The following is a 20,206-nucleotide window of genomic DNA, read 5'->3' on the forward strand; positions in this document are numbered from 1 at the left end:
ACCTGTATGAAAATCAATAAAATGCTTTTTTTTTTAGTACTGGCAATACAATTTTCTTCTTGTAAAAAATTTCTGACCACTACAAATGAGGGCCAGCTTATTCCAAAGTCAGCAGCAGATTATGATCTTTTGTTAAATAGCGAACAATTAATAAATAGTGGAAATGGTTTGCTGGATGTAATGACTGATGATGCCTATAATCCTTTATTTCGGTCTTCGGGGACACCAAGTTCTGCACTAGCCTATATCTGGGCAGATCAGCTTGATGAGAGAGCGGATAATCCGCCAGTAATATGGAGTGATCATTATGCTCATATTTATATTTTTAATATTATAATTAACAAAGTAGATCAAGCAGAAACAGGTACAACTACAAAAAAAAGAAGTTTAAAAGCAGAAGCGTTGCTTGGGAGAGCTTTTGAGTTACTTTCCCTTGTCAATATCTATGGGAAGCCATACGATAAGGCAAGTGCAGCAACAAATCCAGCAGTTCCATTTATTGTTTCCAATGATATTACGGTTAAGACCCCACCCAGGGCAAGCGTTGATTTTATTTATGAGCAAATTATTCATGATATTAAGGCTGCGATACCAGATTTACCAGCAGATAACAGTATAAATAAGTTTAGAGGGAGTATAAGTGCAGCTAATAGCATTCTGGCGCGGACTTATTTATATATGGGTAACTATGAGGAAGCCGCAAAATATGCGGAACTGGCAATAAATGGAGGTACAACAGAACTTTTAGATTATAATGTAACCGGAATTCCTTTATCTTTAATTAGTAAACAGGAAATATATGTACGCTTTGATAATGTATCTGGCGTTGGGGCAGACCCGGGACTACTTGAGTCTTATGACCAGAATGATTTTCGGCTTAACTTATATTATTATCTGGATACGCTCAATAATGCCAGGCAAGGGGTTCCCAACCTGGTTCCAGAAAGAAATAACTATGGTACATCTGTTGCCGAAATGAAGTTAATTATTGCTGAAGCTGCGGCGAGAGCAAACCATATATCTCTTGCATTGCAACAATTAAATGAACTTCGAAAATTCCGTATATCCAGGGCGGCCTATCAGCCTGTTCAGCTAGCAGGGCAGGAAGAAGTCCTGCAAAGTATACTTCAGGAACGGAGGCGTGAGCTTGCTTTTAAAGGGCTCAGATGGTTTGATATGCGGCGTTTTGATCTGGAGGGTAGAATGAAGGCTATCACACGTCTCGATGATCATAACATGGAAGCTGGTGTTTTAGCAGTTCACAGTTCAAAATATACGCTTAAAATACCAGCAAATGTTTTAAGTTTTAATCCGGATATGTCACAAAATTAAAAGAGAGCGTACAATTCACTCTCTTTTGATCATTAGGCAATTGCGTAATTTATACTTTTATCCATAGATAATAGTTCACCTTTACTATTAATGTTTAATTTCTTATAGATTCTTTTGATATGCTCTCTAACTGTATTGATAGAGATATTCAGTTTAAATCCAATCATTTTGTAACTCAATCCTTTAGTAATGCCATCTACGATTTGTGATTCCCTTGGTGTAAGCGCTCCATAGTGATAAGTCTGAAATTCAATGATCTCAAATATTTTTTTTGTTAAAATGGGGCTTATATATAAGCAACCCTCAACGACGTTCAAAATGGCATAAAAGAGCTCTTGATTATTTAGTCCTTTTCTCATGTAGCCATGGGCTCCGGCATGTATTGCTTCGATGATAGTAAACTTGTCATCCGCATCCGAATGTATAATAATCATGCAGTTCGGAAAGCGCTTTTTTAATAATTGTAATCCCTTTATTCCAGTTGTTTTTGGCATGTTGATATCACATATAATTACGTCAGGTTCATATATGGCATTTTTTAACCGACCTAATTCTGTCAATGAATTTAATGTAAAAAGAACAGAAAAATCAGGCTTATCAAAACTTGAAAGGGCAAAATCAAGGGATTTAATAATTAACGGGTTATCATCTATTATTCCGATTTTTATGGTTTTTCCTATTCTCATTCTCTGGTTTAGTTAAACGGTTTAGCTATTAATTTGAAGTTTTTATCTTCATTTTGTCTTTCACTTACTTATAAGTACCCTGAGAGGAGCATATCCTTCAAACTATTTTAAGAAAAGCAATATTAATTTTCAAGCCCGGTTTGAGGTTCAGCCTATCATATAAATTTCTTATCCAGGAGGGAAGTGTGTTTTAGGATGGATTCCTAATAAAATTTGTGGTTTTTATTAGTTTGTAACATTAATATGTGATGGGTTGTAAAATTGTTAAGTCAGAAGATGCACATAGTTTTGTAAGACTATTTAACCATATATATTGGTAGATGTATTTGGTCTTAAGTAGTAGTTCTTTCACGAATGAGTTAAATACTCATAAGTTAGTTTAGTTATAGGCTTATTAGGCTTCGGAGTGGTTTCCGAAGCCTATTTTATTATAATATTAATTTAACCGATGAATTTATCTGCATTCAGAATACAAATTATCTTATCATGGACAATTAAAATTATGAAACAAAAACATTTACTATTATGCCTGGTGCTCATTGGCACTGCATTTACTTCAAGGGCTCAGTTTTCTGTGGGGCTCGAAACAGGAATCAACAAAAACACCCTTTATACCAATACGGGGTTTGATGCTTTTACTCAATATAAGTCTTCAAACGGATTTAATATTGGTGTGCCTGTCAGATACGATTTCAATAGTTATATTGCGATACAAGCTGATCCACAATATATTCAGAAAAACTATAAACTTGCCCGTACTGATTTTTACGATGGTGTCTATACAAATTATCGGAATAGCTATGTGCAATTGCCAGTAATGGCACATCTCTCTATTGGGGATAAAAAGCTTAAGGGCTTTTTAAATTTGGGCGCTTACGCAGGATACTGGGCATCATCACATATTAAAGGAACTCAGCCAGATATTTTCGGGAAATCAAATGATGACCTTGATCAGTATACAAACTTATTGCAATTAAAACCAGGAGTTAAATTTGATCAAAAATATGATTTTGACAGTCGACGGGATCGCCGCATAGAACTTGGAGCACTTATTGGGATTGGTATTGAGTATGAGTTAAATTCCCGGTACCAGATTTTTGCTGAGACCAGGTATTATCATGGGCTAACTGATTTACAAAAAAACTACATGATTGAACAGGTACCGCGTTACAACCAGACTTTTACAGGTCAGGTAGGTTGTATGTACCGTTTTGGTAAATAAATTAACATTTTGATATTTAAAATCTAACAATAATGAATCTAACACATTTACATAGAAATACAGTAAAACTAATATTGGGAATAATTCTGATCATTTCTACATTTTCTTGCCGAAAGGAAGTTCCTCAAATTAACCAGCCTGAACGTTATACTCAGACTAATTTTGCAGATATTTTTCAGTCCTATTGGACAGGGATGAATAATAGTTATATTTTCTGGGATATTGACCATACTAACTGGGATGATGTTTATAAGAAGTATAAGCCGATTTTCGCAAAACTAAATGCGAATGACTCAACTGATATAAGAAAAGCTTATACCTATTTTAAAGAAATGACATCAAATCTGGTTGACTCCCATTATACTTTAAAATTTAATAATGATTATTTACAAGATTCAGCTTGGATTCAGCCTGCCAGGTCCAGACATGAAAAACAGCCAGGTTATCATGGGGGTTTTGGTAAAAATTTCTTTAAATATACACTCATGAAAAAGTACCTTGATACAGGGGCAATGTTTGGTGACGTTACCACTTATGATAGGAATTATGTTTATGCTGTTGCAGGAAAAATTAAAGCTAACAATATTCTTTATCTGCATTTTAACACATTTTATTTAAAGGAGGTTTATGGCTATACCGGAAATTTCAGTTTAGCCATAAGAAGAACATTACAGTATTACCTGGATCAGGTGAGAAATCCTGCTGGTCTGAGAGGTATCATTATAGATGTACGTAGTAACGGTGGGGGACAATTGGCTGATCTTGATTTCTTAATTGGACCATTGACCGATAAGTCTTATGTAATAGGGGCAACACGCGGAAAAAGCGGCACCGGGCGCTTAGATTATGGCCCCTGGATTGATGCAAAGGTTAACGCTACTGGTGCCAATGCTTTTACTGCACCCGTTATCATACTGGCCGATGTGAATTCTATAAGCATGTCAGAAATGACTACTATGGCGATTAAAGCACTTCCTTCAGGCAATGGGAAATTTGTCGGAGAACAAACATGGGGCGGAACTGGTCCATTATCAAGGAATGAATTTTTTAACAGTGGCCAATTTTCTACGGGCTTTTTCAGGAGCGTATATACTTCTTCATTAATGATGCGAGATAAAGATGGGAAAATCTATGAAAATATTGGTTTGTCTCCGGATATTGAGGTTAAGTACGATGCGGCTGCAATAGCGTTAGGTAATGACCCTCAATTAGAAAGGGCGATCAATTTGATCCCATAATGCTTTTTAATTTAAGACCTGCATTTTAATTAAGTGCAGGTCTTAAATAATTATAATGCCATATCAGCCATCTTCAGATAATGATTTTGAGTTCCATCATTAAGACTTATCTGTCCGGTTTTTCCAAAGACCATTCCTTTTTCTGAGCCCATAGATTTACTACCCGAAAACCTGGCTACGAAGAATTAAATGATAGTAATTACAATTTATCCATAGGGAAACACCAAAATACCTGAAGCAGATCATATATAAAGGTTAGTATGTGTTTGTATGGAAGCGAATAAAGATAGATAAGCCTGAAAAGGCGTTTACTCTTATAGTGAATGAGAAGACAGAAAGTGCTGGTATAAATCTTTACAGTAGAAAACAGCAAGCCCAATCATTAAGGATTGGGCTTGCTGTTTTGTCTTTATGAGTTATTTGGAACGGGATACGTTCGCTGTATCAGCAGTAGTAGGTAAAACATAATAGTGAACATCATCTTTTATCTTTCCATCATTATTTTTATCAATTGCTGCTACATCAGAGTTACCATTATAGGGGCCATCTGCTGCTAGACCAGTTGCAGTTACCTGAGCTTTGGAACCATAGCGAGTCTTTGCAAAATCATTAAGTGCAGTTAGACTGCTACTATTGGCAGCAAAAAGCATAACGCCTCCTCCACTATTTTTCATAGCAGATGCTGTGACTTTAGTTATATCAGAAGAAGTGCTTTCAACAAATATTTTATTGGCAGGAATCCCATTTCCACTAAAACTGCCACCAAAATTTGTGATTGCATATGTTATTAATGCTGCACTATTTTTAATTTCAGTACTATTTACGTTGAATAAATAAAGCCCTATTATTTTTGTTGGGAGTAATTTACGGATGGCCGCTAACACCATTGGCATTGATGCATCATTTGCAACTCCATTAGAATATTCGTTGTCAACTTCCACGCCATCTAAACCGTATTTGTCAACTGTGGCTTTTACACTTCTAGCAAAATAATCTGCATCATCCTGTGATGTAAACTGACTCCATCCACTTGCATCATGATTATTCAATAGGCTTAATGTCACCTTAATACCTTTTGCCTGCAGTTTTTTTACATAATCTGTTTTCTCAAGCAAATAATATGTTTGTGGGTTTAAGGAAACAACAGCTTTTGGGGTTTTCTCCTGACTAAGATTAATATTGCCGGCAAAGATACATGCAACATTTACTACAGGAGACCCATCTTTAATACCAGTTGCACCATTTAAGGTAAACAGGCCCATGTTGCTTAAATTACTTGTATTAGTTTCTACATACGTTATCAGGGCCTGAGCGGGAAGAGTGTCCGCAGGCTTAGTCGTAACTGCGCAATTTGTGACATTTTTTTGATCGTTCAATAGATCCGGCGCGGTCGTTTTTTTGCAGGCTGGCAGGTAAATTAATCCAGCCACGCACATTGTCATTAGACAAAAAAGGTTGTTTTTTTTCATTTTGAATATATTTATTATTTGGTTTGATTTTAATTTTTAGAATAATCTGAGTTTTAGGCTAATTTCAATTCCTCTTTTTTAAAATGAGTTATTATTTTATAACTTCTTGCAGTTTTTTTAGTAATTCTTCTCCTCTAAGATTTACGCCTATAATCTTTCCATTTGGATCAATAAGGAAATTTGAGGGGATACCACGTATACCAAATTGTTTAGCTGCCTCATTCTCTTTTTTAAGATCAGAAACCTGAATCCATGAAAGATGATCGTCATTTATTGCCTTGAGCCATTTTTCTTTGTTATTATCTATAGAAACAGAAAAAATATTGAATCCTTTGTCTTTAAACTGGTTGTAAGCTTTTAGTATGTTTGGATTTTCTGCACGACATGGTCCGCACCAGCTGGCCCAGAAATCAAGTAACACATATTTACCTTTAAAGGAAGATATACTGACAAGGTTGCCTGATTCATCAGGTTGAGAAAATTCCATTATTGGTTGACCTATGCTGCTTTTTTTCTTGACAGCGATCATTGCATTTAGCTTTGTTCCAAAAACTGATTTTTGAACAGATGAGTCAAGACTTTTAAATAGCTCATCCAGAGTTTCAGCATTATTTTTGTATTCCATGTCTTGAATTTGGTATACACTCACAAAACTTTTAGGATTTTGTTTTATAAACGCTTTGACTGCAGATTCCGTTTGTTGATCTAAGACTTCATACGCTTTTTCTATAGAAATTATTTTAGTACTGTCTTTAGCTGCTGCTGCAGCTTTGTAGTCAGAAAAAAGCTTTTTTTTCTGTAAATTAAGGGCCATATTTTGAGCGTTTAATTTATTATATTCTGTCTGTGCGGTATTGCCGGTAATTATAGATTCATCATATGAGTCTGCTTTTCCTTCAATACTAGTAATGCCATTTTTATCGACAAAAAGGGAAAGATAAATGTGTGGTTTTGATTTTGTGTATAGGTGAACCATAATTGGTTCTGTTGTCTGTCCGGTAAATTTAAATCTGTCATTTTTGATTTGAGCGGAATCATTTTCTATGTAAATCCATTCGTCTTTCAATCCCTCAAGATGTCCCGAAATGGTATAAGTGTTTTTTTCTTGTTGTGCAGATGCATTAATTGTTAAAGCAAATAATGCTAAAAGGATGGTGCTTTTTAATTTCATGTTTATATTTTAAATTGATGTATGTATTAATTAGAGTTACTAACGTGGGTTCTTTTCCTGCGCTAATGCAAGGAATACCTCCCTGTGTATTTTATTCTACTTATTTAAGTTAAGTGCCTTGAAACGGCTAAATCCCTCAAATTATTTGAAAATAAATATGTTAAAAATTTTTTTTGAGCCTAAATAAGAAACCTTTTATACTGCTATTACCGGGATCAACCATCCTTCTCAAAGTAAATAAAGGATAGTTACGGTCACGTCTGGTAGAAAGTATAAAAGAGGCTTTGAGATGATGTTTTTTTAGCTCAGGCAGCTGTTCAGCGTTGATTACACCGTAAGGAAAAGCGAGATACCCTACACTTTTACCAATTATATTTTCTAATTCTTTTGCTGGTCCATCTATCTGATCATTCCAGTCATTATCAGTAAAATCGGCGAAATTTTTATGCGTACGTGTGTGATTTTCAATGGCATGACCATGATCTGAAAGCTCCTTTATCTGATTTCTGTTTAACGACTTACGTTTACCAATCATGCTGGTTATAATAAAGAATACCCCTTTGAAATTATATTTCGTCAATTCTCTGGCCGCAACTGTATAATGTTCCTTATGAGCATCGTCAAAAGTGATCATGATGGGGTTCTCTGGCAGCTTTCTCCCAAAAAGCAGATAATTGTAAAGCTCATCTGGCAAAATAGTGTGATAGCCACTATCGGCTAGCAATTTTATATGTTCTGAGAATTTTTCAGGAGAAATAATATCATTTAAGGATCGTTTTGAATCTGTCTTCTTTAATTTTCGAATTTGATGATAACAAAGAATTGGAATTTGTTTTTTTCTGATAATTTCGGGGGCAGAAGAGCCATGTGGCCGAATAATATGGATGAATACCTTTTCATCGGGCTTTTCTGATATTTCGTTTTCCAGAGGGTTTTGGTTGCAAGCGTATGATAACAATGCAAATAGTACACATATTGTCAATTGATAGTGCTTCATGTTTAATAAGGGTATAATGAATAGCAACCCCTTGAAATTTTTTAAATCAATTAACTGTGGCTTACTAAATTGTTGAACAGGATGTTAAACCTTTATCAAAATTAATGGCTTCCAGATCATGTAAACGAAAATTCATAATCACATGTTGATGTGAAATCATTCAAAAAAATGTGGGCGTAAACTTCAATTAGAAGAAAAGGCGCAATTTCTTGCGCCTTTGTGAAACTATTTGATTACGCCGGATGATGACTTATAATCCGGGGGATTATAAAATTATAAGGCACTAAGTGAAGCTAACAGTACTTGAGGTTGATTGACTGTTCCGTCTTCGTATAATGTCTTCTTTAAGAAAGCTTTTTGTGCATCAGAACCATATAGGCTAAGTAATGCGATTTTGTCATAAGTACTTAATCCAGTCTGACCTACTGAGTGAGAAAGCATTATGGATTCAGGATCAGCTTTTGTTGGAGTTCCATAAATATGAGAAGCGAGCTCATCGTTCACACCATAACGAAAATAATCAAGCATAGTTTTCAAGTATGTTTTACCCTGATCTTCATTTCTGGATTCAATCAGATTGGCAATCTCTGAGTTAACTTCATCTTTAGTGCTACAACCTTGGCTGTCAGGTTGTATATTCTGTTGAAGAATTGTTGTTAACTGATCAGTTGTCATGTTATCATTTATTGCTCCAGGTATAAAGCTCAGTAACCTATTATAATAATCAGTATGCCTCAAGCCGATTGCATGGCCTAATTCGTGAATAATAATTACTTTCAATTGTGTTGGGGTTTTTGATGCAATTGCATTTGGATTATTGGTGATGGTAATTATACTGCCAGGGGTTCCAAGGACATTAGGGAATGCACCGTCCTGCCCTAATATAGTCCCGCCTGCCAACTCACATGGGGTCTTTCCTGCGCTAAGGTCCGATGAATTTATGGTGATATCACTTACCGAAGGATCTGTAGACAATTTAAATGAGAGTTTTAAGCGAACATCATTATAATCTTGTAATGCAGCAATAACTGCCGTCTTGAGTGCAGGATTGTTTGTAGGATCATCAATATAGACATTCAATACTCTGGTGGGGCCGGGAATAGAGACAGAAAATATTGATTGATACTGTTCCGTTTTTGGGCTTCCTGATTTTGGAAGTGTTTGACTGTCAAGATAAGATCTTGATAAGAAAATATCATTTTCAACCAAGTATCCAGTACCCTTTTTACGTACTGTGAATGGGTTGTAGCCTAATGAGGCAATTTTATTCAGGTCATTTAATATGGCATTGTGATTACTGCCCGTAGTGACCTGATCTGTAATTTTATCATTTTTTTTACTGCATGACATTAACAGTACTGTTAGGATGGCTACCTTGATGATAGCAATTGTTTTTTGGTTTTTCATATAATTTAGTTTGATTATTCTAATATGAAAATATTTTTATAGGTGTTGTGTTTTTTGATTATCACATAATGATGTGATAATGAGTGTGTTGTTGTGGGCAGGAGATGGGGCATTATGAAAAAAGCGTGCTCTCATTTACTCTCATTACCACAGGCTTTACCTATCTGACCGGATTATTTGACACGCAGTTTTTGATTCTGGAACAAGAAAATCTTAATTTATGTTAAGATTGCTTATTAACATAGATTATAACTGATGGAAATGATCTGTGCTAATTTTGCTTAATAATTATTTGTGATCAAAAACAAGATAAAAATGAAAGCAATCATCTTAAACAAAAATGGGGGACCAGAGGTTTTAACCATTCATGAAATAACAGAACCTGAAACCACAAACGGAGCCGTAAAAATAAAGATCAAAGCGTTTGGATTAAACAAATTGGAATCCTATGTAAGACAGGGAATTATAGAGGCTACTGCTATACCTGCTGTTTTGGGTATAGAGGCTGTAGGTGAGGTAGTTGAAGATAAATCCGGCAGGTTTGAAATTGGTCAGAAGGTAATTACAGTAATGGGTGGATTAGGTATGACCCGTCAGGGCAGTTATGCCGAATACGTTGTTTCTCCTGTTGAGAACGTCCTGGCTATTAACAGTAATATTTCTTACGAGGAGCTTGCAGCTATACCTGAATCATTTGGTACCATCGCAATTGCATTAGATAAGGTATTAAAAATTCGTGCCGGAGAAATACTGTTGATAAAAGGGGGGACAAGTGCTGCTGGTGCTGCTGCAATACTTTATGCCAAGCTAAAAGGGCTTAAAGTCATTGCGACCACAAGAAACGTCAATAAGTTTTTACGCCTGAAAGAACTTGGCGCTGATTATATGATCATTGACAATGGAAATGTTTCTGAAGAAGTGCGCAAAATTGTTCCTGATGGTGTGCACAAAGCATTGGACGTTGTTGGTGGTGATAAAGGGATACTGGATACTGTTGCTGCGGTAAGACCATTTGGAGAAGTAACAGTTATCGGTCTGTTAGGTGGGCCCCCAATTATTCCGGATTTAAACTTAATGACTCAATTGGGGCAATCAGTAAAAATAAGTTTCTCGCAAAGTGGTTTATTAGGTAATCCAGCTTACCCATTGCAAGAAAGTCCATTAAGTCTTATCGCCGAGCACATTGCTTCAGGAAAGATGATTTCCATCAGAACTGCAACATTCAGATTCGACGAAATTGCCGATGCCCACAAATTAATGGACAGCAATAAAACCAATGGTAAAATAGTCATTATTGTATAACACATCATTTAAAAAGAACATCATGAAAAAATCATTCTTACTACTTAGTTTAAGTCTTTTAATATCAATCAATTTTGCTAGTGCTCAATATCAAAAGAAAGAGCAATTAAATAAAAAAGGCGCAAAAATGGAAACAGAGAAAACAGCAATTGAGAAACTGTTTTTTGATTATCAGGATGCTTTGAACACTTCAAACGTGAATAAAGTATTATCATTATATACTAAAGACGGCGTATTTATGCCAACCGGAGGGCCTTCAGCTATTGGCCGGGAACAAGTAAAGGGATCTTATGAATTTGTATTCAAAGCTATTGAGTTAAAATTGAAATTTCAGATTGATGAGATTGTAATCATAGATGAAAAATATGCATTTGCCAGAACGATTTCAAGAGGTACACAAGTGCTCCGAGAGACCGGTGTTAAGGAACCTGAAGAAGGCAGAGAATTATTTATTTTACAGAAAGAGGATGGCCAATGGAAGATAGCAAGATACATCTTTAATAAATGAGATAGAGAAATTGTGTACTGCTGGGCAGTATCCAGAAAACTGTGTAAATGAAATTTGGGGTTAGGGTATTAGACCTTAACCCTTACATCAAAAATAGCAATAAACTGATTAATAATCACAGGCCAGTTATGAATTGGCATTGTCCACTTCTTGGTTGCTTCCATTAAGGATAGATATACTGATTTTTTAACAGCCTCATCGGTAGGGAACGACATTTTGTTCTTGGTGTACTTTCTGATCTTTCCATTCAAATTCTCAATTAAGTTAGTGGTATAAATGATTTTTCGGATCTCTAATGGAAACTCAAAGGATGCGGTAAGGTCATCCCAATTCACTCTCCAACTTCGGACTGCATTAGGATATTTGATTCCCCATTTTTGTTCAAAAGTAGCTAATTCAGCTTCAGCAGCCTGTTTGTTCGGTGCGGAGTATACTGGCTTCATATCTTGTGTAAAAGACTTTTTATCTTTCCATACCACATATTTGCAGGCATTACGAATTTGATGAACTACACGGATTTGTGTAGTGGCCTCTGGAAATAAGGAGCGGATTGTTTGGGTAAAACCACCCAGATTATCCGTACAAGTAATCAAAATATCCTATACTCCTCTAGACTGCAAATCGGTTAATACGCTCATCCAAAAGGCACAGCTCTCATTCTTACCCAGCCACAGTCCTAATACTTCTTTACGTCCCTCGATGTTAAGTCCAACAGCCAGATAGATAGTTTTATTAATGACTTTGTTGTTTTCTCTTACCTTAAAAACAATTCCGTCCATCCACACAATCATATATAGCGGTTATGGTGGAGATTGTGGAGGGAGGTAAGCGAAAATCGTATAGTTCACGCAGTTCCTCCTCAATATCCGCATTGGACATCCCTTTGGCATATAAGGAAACAACTAATCTGTTCTTTTTTTAAATTATTTACGTAAAGTTAAACTCGCTTCGCCTGATCGGATTATATTACTAAGTAATGCACCATCTGAACTTGTCGAATCAACTGAAATTTCAAATTTAACAGTTTGAGTCCCATCATATGAACTAGGGAAAATAATAGACCCATTCGTTGGAATACTCTCTTTCCTTTTGTCAGTTAGACTAAATGAATTATAATAAACACCATTAATAAAGATATCAACGCCACCTCTAGCTGCTGGATTATTGCTTCCGTTAGGCAACGTCACATTAAGCACCGCAGAAGTTATTCAATTTCCAAGAGGGTACTGGAAAGTGCAGAATAGCCTTACAAACGTTTTCAATCAATAGATTCCATGTTGAATTCGCAACACGCTATTAATCACATCTTTATGTGATAATTGTTTGTTTTTTTTAACTTCCTTTTTATCTACTTTTAAAAAAACAACAACTTAAAACCAATTAATTATGAAAAACACAAACAAATTTAAATTCGCATCCCTCTTCAGTATGTTACTGATTCTCTTCTGCTTTTACTCTTGTAAAAAGAACACTGCACAAGACTCTCCTAAACCTAAACAAGGTAATTCTAATGACATTACCAGCCAGAAATCTTTCTTTTCAGGTTTTATCGCAACCCCAAAAGAAATCCTGGATAAATTACCAAAACTAAATGGAGATAAAATTGCAATTACAGAATCTATTTTCCCTACTACTTTCTCGTTAAGAACACCACCAATTCAAAATCAGGGACAAACAGGAACCTGTGTAGCGTGGGCTACTACATACTGTGCATGGTCAATAGAAAATTTATACAGATCAAAAAATACTGTTTATAACACCGGGGTAAACGTATTTAGTCCTGGCTTTATCTATAATCAGTTGTCAGCAAATTGTAATACGGGTATATCGACAGCAAGTGCTTTGGAGGCCCTTAAAAATCAAGGCGCGTGTACCTACCAGACACTTCCATTCAGCACAGACTGCAGCAATAATGTTACTCCGCTCCAAAGAGATAGTGCAAGGTTACATCGGATAGCAAATGTCGACTATTATGTAATTGATAAAGCAACCAGACAAAACACAGCATTACTAAAGATGTTGATTTATCAAAAACATCCAATTATTTTCGCTACAGCTGCAGATGACAATATGAATACTCAGCCTGTATGGAATAGATTTGGTTCACCTCGTTTCAGTTATGATGGTTTTTTAACCCCCGGCAATATTGGAAGAAATGTACCTGTAGGTCACCATGCGATGGCAATTATTGGTTATGATGATAATAGACATGCTTTTAAGGTACAGAACTCATGGGGTAGTGCGTGGGGTGATGCCGGGTTCCTGTGGATCGACTATGATTTCTTTGGCAGTGGACAATATCTAAATGCTGTGTTAACTTATAATAACCAATTCAATACGTACGGTAGCACTTGGGGATTTACTGTTAATGATGTAATTACTGAAGCATATGTGATTTCTGACATCCCCCAATAGAGGAAGAATGTTTAAATAAAAAGGTGAGGGATTCCGTTTCAACAACATCCCCCAGATAAATAAAAAAAGGATGTCAGACCTTTTTGCAGTACCCCCAAAAGTCACACATTTTCTGGGGGTACTTTATATGATAAAGGAAAAAGTGTCACATTCTGGAGTAGCTATACAAATACCCTTCCATTGATATTCTTTAATATCCTCTTTAGTAAAACGGATCAATAAGAACTCAGTTGTAGTTTCTACAGAAAAAAACATGATCATCATTTAGTGTAAGCGGAAACAACAAATTATTTAAAGCTAAAAACCGGATAATTCCCGGCAGACCCGACATATAAACACTATGTAAATAGTTTATTTACAGACAGATATATTCACATTTTTATGTGACCGCTTTACAGAGTATAAATACCAGGCTTATATACATATTTGACTCCCATTAAAAATGTTACAAGCAAAGAAGATTATAAACACCACTTATCAGAAAATTAAAAACAATAGAACAATTATTTTATTGTTTTTAATTATCATCCTTTTTTCATATCAGGTCAGAGCTCAGTCCTCCGATTTTGTTTCTTACCATTTTAAAGCTGACACAATTAACATTGAGGGAGGCAAGACGTTTTCAAATTATCTTATTATTAAGAATGCAGCTCTGTCCACAGTCGGCCTGGTAAGAAATGGGGTTAACGTAAATTTGGATAACGCGATTCTTAAACTTCCTGACACAATGATTATCGAAGCTGGACAAACAAAATCTTTCCCCTTGAAATACTTTTCCGATGAACAGACTATTCAATCGAATATTCAATCTTTTGAAGTAAAGTTAAGAAGTATTACGCGGAACATTAATGTGCAAAAATCAAGCAGTTTCTATACACAATTATTGAATGTCAGCGGCCTGGTGCTCGATGTACAGTCTTCAGAAATATACTTTGATCCGATTAGCAATAAAGCGGATCTTCAATTGCGTGTATTTAATAGCGGATTAATTCCTATTACATTTGATCTGGACCTATCGGGAATCCCTAAAGGACAGGAGTTTCTGGGAACAAAAGGTAGGATGACACTTGCCGCAGGAACAGAAAAGATACTCCCTTTTGTTGCCATCAACAAATCAAGGAACAACGCCGCTGCCGACTTTCTAGTAACGATCAAAGCCGTTGATCAATCAGGTAACCAATTGTCTGTAAGAAGGCTAAGGATTATGACAGTCTCAAGTAACAGAAACCTTGTCCTCAATGAACAGGATATTTATTATAAAACGAGACCTAATACGCTTTCACTGAACTACATGAATGCAAATAATTTTAATTCTTTGCAGTTATTTGGCAATGGTAAGATTGATCTAAAAAAGAAACAGGAACTAGCTTACAATTTAAATCTTAATTACTCACCCTTGATTGGTGGCCGTATATATACATCAGATACTTATCTGGAATATAAGAACAAAAAATTGGCCATTAAAGGAGGAAATATATATGCAAACCTCGATTTTAATGTATATGGACGTGGAGTCAAAGGGACAGCCTTTTTAGGCCAGAATAAATCACTTAATGCTTATGTGCTGGAAAACAACAATTCGATATTCTCCAGTTTTGGAGCAGAAAAAAAAGGAGGAAATACCTTTGCCATAGAATATCTGGACGGCTTACCTTCAACAGAAAAGTCCAGGATAACTTTATTGCAAAATAAGGACGTCCTTTCCGGACTCAGGACCAACCTTATTTCAGGAAAACAACAACTGCTGAAAAGTAAAGATGAACAGCTAACTGTTGGAGGCGGTTATAGTATACAACTACTTGATAATAATTCAAACAAGACATTTTCTGGACTAGGGCTTGAACTGGCTTATGATCATAAATTTAAGCAAACAAATCTTTCCACATCCAATTATTATGCAACTCCTAATTATGGAGGAATGCGAAGAGGAATGCTCTATTCGGATAATAGTTTCAATTATACATCTGATAAGTTGAATAGTTTCAGTGCACGTGTAAGCATCATGGATAACAGACCAAACTATATTTCAAAACAGTATAACGATTATATTGAACAAACCAGCCAATATGGAAATCAAACCTATGAAATTGGTTATATGAGAGACTTAGGGCGCTGCCACATTGGGATATTTCCATATTATTTTGGACAGCAGATGCTATCGAATAGCGTTGTGGGTGGTGAAGGCCGAAAGAACTGGAAATCAGCTTCCGTAAGAACCCGCTTTAATTTTAATTACAAAGATGCGTTTCAGTACATCGATTTAAATGTGGATAATGGTTATACTTATCAGAACACTTCAAACGAACCACCTGCACCATTTTTCTCGTCCCGCGTGAATCTATCTTATCGCAATAATATTTTTGGGGTGAATAGTTTTTATCAGCATAATGCCTTTTATATTTCAGATGCACTCGCCAATAACGGCGGCAATAACTATAACATGCTTTCTATAGGCCCAAATATGAGCTTTGCAGCATTAAAAAAGCGGATGAGCTTTACTACATCGGCTAATTATAGCTATTATGGTTATAATGGTAATCAGAATTATACAATTAATGCTTATGGCAGATTTTTGCTAAAAGACGATTGGGCTGTTACTATGAATCTATTTTATGGACTGAACAGACAGGAACGTATGGCTACCTATAATCCGGAAGTCGGGCTTAACTATAGTGAGTCAGCTTATACCTACAGAGATATCAATTATTTTTCTAATCGTCAGTTTAGCTTCGGAGTAGAGAAACATTTTGGTCAGATGAGTGGTCAGAAAACATGGAAATTGAAATTGACTTATTACGAAGACCTGAATGGTAATGGTATAATGGATCATCAAGAGAAGGTAATCCCAGGTATTCTTGTTAAAATCAAAGATCTGGCAGCAATTACCAATAGCAGTGGTAATGTCCAATTTGTGGCTCCATCAGGAGAATATATGATCTCAACTGTTAATCAATCAGGTTGGAGTGCGTTAGAATCATGCAGTATTTTATTGAGCCGCGATAAACATATGAATATAGCAATGGTTAAGACCTTAAAATTGACGGGATCCATACAGGTACTCAAAGAAGAATATATAAATGAAAATATTCAGCTTAGTGGTATTCGGGTCACTGCGCTCGGAGAAAATGGCACAGTTTACACTGCAGTTTGCAATGCAAAAGGTGAATTTGATTTCTATCTGGCCGAAGGGAGATACCTCGTATACATAAAAAACCCTGGTGAAGCTCTTTCTATAAGTAATGTACGCGAACAGGTAGATCTTAAACGCAACACGCCTAACAATATCATATTTAAGGCGAGAAATACTAGAATAAAGGTAGATGTTAAAACATTTTAACTACCTATTAATGCATTGATTTGAAATAAGTTATCACATCTTTATGCGATTATAAAGATTCATGCTTGATACAATTACAGCGTATTTTTGTAACCATATAATAAACCATAAAATAAGATGAAAAAACAATTATTAACAGTGACAGCTATCCTGGGAATGATGGCATTTACAAGTAGTGAATCTAAAGCACAAATAGGTACATCACCAGTAAATCCCGTAGTTAAAACAACAGCAATCGTTAATACTACTCAGGTAAATATTACCTTAAACGATATAATAGGAGCAATACCAGGCACTAACGGAACAGGTAAGGATATTGCCACCGCTGGTACTACAGGAACTGGAATTACAGAAACCATTGATTTTCAATATTCTACTCTTGCCGATTATGAAGCAGATAAAACTGTAGAAAAAATCAAGACTATTACAGCAATGAGTTCTAAAGGATATAACCTTACTGTGAAAGCACTTGCAGCTAATTTCACACAAGGATCAGGGACAGATAAGATACCTGTAAGTGTGCTTAAATTGAATGTAAAAAGATCTAGTGAGGTTGCTTATAGTAATAACCCTATTTCACCAGTCACTACGTCTACCCAAATATATGCATCAGAGCCCGGTACTTCTGGTACATCCTATGACGTAAAATATAGTATTGCTAAAACAGACATTGCTACCTATATCACCAAATCATCGGGTATGTACTCAGTTACATTGTATTACACGCTTGAGGCTATATAAGCACCTTTTCTATCTATAACATGTATACAGTTTAGAAACTGTATACATGTTTTTAAAACTCAATTTAAAATAGTTATGCTTCTGAAATTTCCACGTGAACAATATAAAAAAGTATGCAGACTCTATACTTTGATTTTTTTAATGATGTTGATATGCATTTTTACTGGTATACAACAATCGTATTGTCAAATCGGAATATCTCCTTCGCGTCTTTTTTTTGAAGGTAAACCTGGCGAAACTGTAAGTCAGGTTTTAAGTCTGAGTAATAGCGGGACTAGACCTTTCGAATTTGCACTCAGTTTAAAAGATTGGAAAAGAGATTCTGTTGGAGGTAAAATCTACGAAGTTCCCGGCAAATTTCCGCACTCTAATGCAAAACAAGTAAAGCTTAATGAAAGCACCATTGTAATTAACCCCGGCGAGAGTAAGAAAGTTTCTGTTTACATGGAAATCCCCAAATTTTCGACTGATAGTACTTCAACAAACAGTATTCTTTATTTTACACAAACCACAGCGGAACCTCAAAAAACTGAAAATCCTGCAATTGGGATAAAAGTCGCTTACGAATATGGAATACAATTATTTTATACACCTTATGGGACGAAGACCGGTGATCTGGAATTTCAAGAATTTTCTTATAAAGAAGCTCTTTCCGGGAAACAAAAGAGGCAGCTTATAATTAAATATAAGAACACAGGAAATATAAATAAAACTGCTATGCTGAAGATCGAACTGACAAATCAGAAAACAGGAGAGGAGATCAAAATTACACCGCACGATCTGGCAATTATGCCGCAGGATACACAACTGGTATACATCGATCTTCCCGAAAATGTTACTTCAGGTGATTACCTGATAATTGCTATGCTGGATTCAGACTCAAACCCTAATCACAATAATATAAAAGTGGCCAAAAAAACCATTCATGTTAAATAGTAATAGAGTATATCAAATCGTAATGAGAATAATTTTAATATTATGCTGCAGTATTTGTGGAGCCTTAAAGGCACAGGCACAATATGTTCTAAATATCGATGCAGCAGCAATTCGGTCAAACACAGTAAAATCAAATACCCAGGATGTGATCGTAGCATGGAATAGCAATTGGCATGGTAGTAATATTACTGGTTATATAATTCTTAATGTAGCACCACAGGCTCCGAATATGAGTAGTTCAATAAATAGTTTTCCTATCTCTGCACTATCGATGACAAGCTCTTCTTCTAGTCAAGCTAATTCTGGGGCCTACTCAATTGGATCAGACCTAAATATTTGGGAAAAAGGAACCAATGATCTTTTTAGTGGACAAGAGACTGTTAATTTGTCTATAACCATTCCAAATCTCAACTCTTATTCCTGGTTGCCAGGTGTATATACTGGAAAATTGAATTATAAAGAAAAAACCCGCAATTTTACTAGTTTTGCAAGTCCAAAAGTCAGTCCGTCCTCTTCGGATGTAACAGTAAATATAGATGCTTTTGTTATACCCAGTATCAATAAGACTTCGATTAATTTGATTATTGATGATCTTTCGTATTATCGTTCAGGCTACAATTCTGCAACAAAAGGTACAGGAGCCACAATTACAGTTATACATAATATACCTTATACTTTAGGAGTTGCTTACACAACTTCAACTGGTAACTTTAGTTATACAGGCACAAAAGGTGCCAGTCAACTTATTTATCCCGAAATTAGTACGTCCTTAATAAGATCTTCTGGGGAGGTCGGATTACCAGCTACTTTAATCAGAGGACATGGCTATAATGCAGTCGAATCAGTTACGATTATTCCCGCTGGAAATACGACAGTTGATAATATAGATTTTTACGTGAGTACTGGAGCTATGAAAAGTAACTTTTTTAGAGCAGGAACTTATACTGGAATGATTGAACTTCCAATCACTAGTACTACACAAGCTAACAAAAGCCTAAACAATATTAACCTGATTTTTACAGTAAGTGAGCTTGCGTCCATAACAACAGGTCAAAGTAATGTTGATCTCTCCTTTACGAATGTTGCGGATTATAAAAATGGAGTAAGTAAAACCGTGCCTGGACAATTAGTTGTGAGTGACAATGTTCCTTTCGATTTAACAGTAAAATCCTCTTCTGCTTTTTTTAATTTTAACGGTGTTCCGTCAACCCTCCCTTCTTCACAGCTAAATATTGGCCCTGCGTATGGAAAATCAGACATTAAACAAGTTAATTCATTAGGAATAGCATCACAAAAATTAATAGACAATGGGACTCAGGTACTAGATAAAAGTATAGATGTAAAATACAGCTTTCTTTCCAGCCCGCAATTAATACTGGCAAAAAAAGGTACATACACCATAGATCTTATTTATAGTCTAACAGCACACTAAGCTGCTATCAAAC

Annotated in this window: 15 protein-coding genes and 1 pseudogene; 10 read left to right on the forward strand and 6 right to left on the reverse strand. The window is 35.7% G+C overall.

Features of this window, described 5'->3' with window-relative positions; genetic code table 11:
• Window positions 1-6 precede the first annotated feature (6 nt).
• The gene (locus PL_RS00535) at window positions 7-1,332 is read left to right on the forward strand and encodes a RagB/SusD family nutrient uptake outer membrane protein (RefSeq protein WP_041877317.1); all 1,326 of its coding nucleotides are present in this window, start codon (window positions 7-9) and stop codon (window positions 1,330-1,332) included.
• 32 nt (window positions 1,333-1,364) lie between these two features.
• On the opposite strand, the gene PL_RS00540 is transcribed toward PL_RS00535, so the two are convergent.
• Window positions 1,365-2,018 carry a response regulator gene (locus PL_RS00540; RefSeq protein WP_052495952.1) on the reverse strand — a complete coding sequence of 218 codons (654 nt, stop codon included), beginning with the start codon at window positions 2,016-2,018 and terminating at the stop codon, window positions 1,365-1,367.
• 502 nt (window positions 2,019-2,520) lie between these two features.
• On the opposite strand from PL_RS00540, the gene PL_RS00545 reads away from it, so the two are divergent.
• Both PL_RS00545 and PL_RS00550 read left to right on the forward strand, forming a co-directional pair.
• The gene (locus tag PL_RS00545; protein WP_160292046.1) at window positions 2,521-3,240 is read left to right on the forward strand and encodes a porin family protein; all 720 of its coding nucleotides are present in this window, start codon (window positions 2,521-2,523) and stop codon (window positions 3,238-3,240) included.
• Window positions 3,241-3,272: 32 nt separating this feature from the next.
• Window positions 3,273-4,478: a S41 family peptidase gene (locus PL_RS00550; RefSeq protein ID WP_082035760.1), complete on the forward strand. Its 1,206-nt coding sequence runs from the start codon at window positions 3,273-3,275 to the stop codon at window positions 4,476-4,478.
• Window positions 4,479-4,894: 416 nt separating this feature from the next.
• Here the strand turns inward: PL_RS00550 and PL_RS00555 are convergent, their stop codons facing one another.
• From PL_RS00555 to PL_RS00570, 4 genes are all read right to left on the reverse strand, one after another.
• The gene (locus tag PL_RS00555) at window positions 4,895-5,947 is read right to left on the reverse strand and encodes a glycosyl hydrolase family 18 protein (RefSeq protein WP_082035759.1); all 1,053 of its coding nucleotides are present in this window, start codon (window positions 5,945-5,947) and stop codon (window positions 4,895-4,897) included.
• 91 nt (window positions 5,948-6,038) lie between these two features.
• Complete coding sequence (locus tag PL_RS00560; protein ID WP_052495949.1) at window positions 6,039-7,118, reverse strand: TlpA disulfide reductase family protein; 1,080 nt, start codon at window positions 7,116-7,118, stop codon at window positions 6,039-6,041.
• A 160-nt stretch (window positions 7,119-7,278) separates the two neighbouring features.
• Entirely contained in the window at window positions 7,279-8,115 is an 837-nt protein-coding gene (locus PL_RS00565; protein ID WP_082035758.1) for a polysaccharide deacetylase family protein, read from the reverse strand.
• Window positions 8,116-8,388: 273 nt separating this feature from the next.
• Window positions 8,389-9,522, reverse strand: coding sequence for a M57 family metalloprotease (locus PL_RS00570; RefSeq protein ID WP_041877310.1), 1,134 nt, complete (start codon window positions 9,520-9,522; stop codon window positions 8,389-8,391).
• Window positions 9,523-9,837: 315 nt separating this feature from the next.
• Between PL_RS00570 and PL_RS00575 the strand changes: the two genes are divergently transcribed.
• Together PL_RS00575 and PL_RS00580 are read left to right on the forward strand one after the other, a co-directional pair.
• Complete coding sequence (locus tag PL_RS00575; protein ID WP_041877307.1) at window positions 9,838-10,824, forward strand: zinc-binding dehydrogenase; 987 nt, start codon at window positions 9,838-9,840, stop codon at window positions 10,822-10,824.
• Between the two features lie 22 nt (window positions 10,825-10,846).
• Window positions 10,847-11,332, forward strand: coding sequence for a YybH family protein (locus PL_RS00580; RefSeq protein ID WP_052495947.1), 486 nt, complete (start codon window positions 10,847-10,849; stop codon window positions 11,330-11,332).
• A 68-nt stretch (window positions 11,333-11,400) separates the two neighbouring features.
• On the opposite strand, the pseudogene PL_RS00585 reads toward PL_RS00580, so the two are convergent.
• Window positions 11,401-12,123, reverse strand: a pseudogene (locus tag PL_RS00585) (IS256 family transposase).
• A gap of 595 nt (window positions 12,124-12,718) precedes the next feature.
• Between PL_RS00585 and PL_RS00590 the strand changes: the two are divergent.
• From PL_RS00590 to PL_RS00610, 5 genes are all read left to right on the forward strand, one after another.
• Entirely contained in the window at window positions 12,719-13,747 is a 1,029-nt protein-coding gene (locus PL_RS00590; RefSeq protein ID WP_041877304.1) for a C1 family peptidase, read from the forward strand.
• Between the two features lie 727 nt (window positions 13,748-14,474).
• Window positions 14,475-17,084, forward strand: coding sequence for a hypothetical protein (locus PL_RS00595; RefSeq protein ID WP_348620733.1), 2,610 nt, complete (start codon window positions 14,475-14,477; stop codon window positions 17,082-17,084).
• 117 nt (window positions 17,085-17,201) lie between these two features.
• A complete protein-coding gene (locus tag PL_RS00600) occupies window positions 17,202-17,825 on the forward strand; it encodes a hypothetical protein (protein ID WP_041877292.1) in 624 nt (207 codons plus the stop codon).
• A 141-nt stretch (window positions 17,826-17,966) separates the two neighbouring features.
• Window positions 17,967-18,761, forward strand: coding sequence for a COG1470 family protein (locus PL_RS00605; RefSeq protein ID WP_152620239.1), 795 nt, complete (start codon window positions 17,967-17,969; stop codon window positions 18,759-18,761).
• On the forward strand, window positions 18,751-20,193 hold the full coding sequence (locus tag PL_RS00610) for a hypothetical protein (protein ID WP_152620238.1): 1,443 nt from the start codon (window positions 18,751-18,753) through the stop codon (window positions 20,191-20,193). Before PL_RS00605 ends, PL_RS00610 begins: the two co-directional genes overlap by 11 nt.
• The last annotated feature ends 13 nt before the right edge of the window (window positions 20,194-20,206 follow it).

This window comes from Pedobacter lusitanus, from assembly GCF_040026395.1.
Lineage (GTDB): Bacteria > Bacteroidota > Bacteroidia > Sphingobacteriales > Sphingobacteriaceae > Pedobacter > Pedobacter lusitanus.

Excerpts from the sequence above, each read along its gene's own strand:
- PL_RS00535 (WP_041877317.1), top strand. The coding sequence starts at position 7 with ATGAAAATCAATAAAATGCTTTTTTTTTTAGTACTGGCAATACAATTT.
- PL_RS00540 (WP_052495952.1), bottom strand. The coding sequence starts at position 2,018 with ATGAGAATAGGAAAAACCATAAAAATCGGAATAATAGATGATAACCCG.
- PL_RS00545 (WP_160292046.1), top strand. The coding sequence starts at position 2,521 with ATGAAACAAAAACATTTACTATTATGCCTGGTGCTCATTGGCACTGCA.
- PL_RS00550 (WP_082035760.1), top strand. The coding sequence starts at position 3,273 with ATGAATCTAACACATTTACATAGAAATACAGTAAAACTAATATTGGGA.
- PL_RS00555 (WP_082035759.1), bottom strand. The coding sequence starts at position 5,947 with ATGAAAAAAAACAACCTTTTTTGTCTAATGACAATGTGCGTGGCTGGA.
- PL_RS00560 (WP_052495949.1), bottom strand. The coding sequence starts at position 7,118 with ATGAAATTAAAAAGCACCATCCTTTTAGCATTATTTGCTTTAACAATT.
- PL_RS00565 (WP_082035758.1), bottom strand. The coding sequence starts at position 8,115 with ATGAAGCACTATCAATTGACAATATGTGTACTATTTGCATTGTTATCA.
- PL_RS00570 (WP_041877310.1), bottom strand. The coding sequence starts at position 9,522 with ATGAAAAACCAAAAAACAATTGCTATCATCAAGGTAGCCATCCTAACA.
- PL_RS00575 (WP_041877307.1), top strand. The coding sequence starts at position 9,838 with ATGAAAGCAATCATCTTAAACAAAAATGGGGGACCAGAGGTTTTAACC.
- PL_RS00580 (WP_052495947.1), top strand. The coding sequence starts at position 10,847 with ATGAAAAAATCATTCTTACTACTTAGTTTAAGTCTTTTAATATCAATC.
- PL_RS00590 (WP_041877304.1), top strand. The coding sequence starts at position 12,719 with ATGAAAAACACAAACAAATTTAAATTCGCATCCCTCTTCAGTATGTTA.
- PL_RS00595 (WP_348620733.1), top strand. The coding sequence starts at position 14,475 with ATGATTATCGAAGCTGGACAAACAAAATCTTTCCCCTTGAAATACTTT.
- PL_RS00600 (WP_041877292.1), top strand. The coding sequence starts at position 17,202 with ATGAAAAAACAATTATTAACAGTGACAGCTATCCTGGGAATGATGGCA.
- PL_RS00605 (WP_152620239.1), top strand. The coding sequence starts at position 17,967 with ATGATGTTGATATGCATTTTTACTGGTATACAACAATCGTATTGTCAA.
- PL_RS00610 (WP_152620238.1), top strand. The coding sequence starts at position 18,751 with ATGTTAAATAGTAATAGAGTATATCAAATCGTAATGAGAATAATTTTA.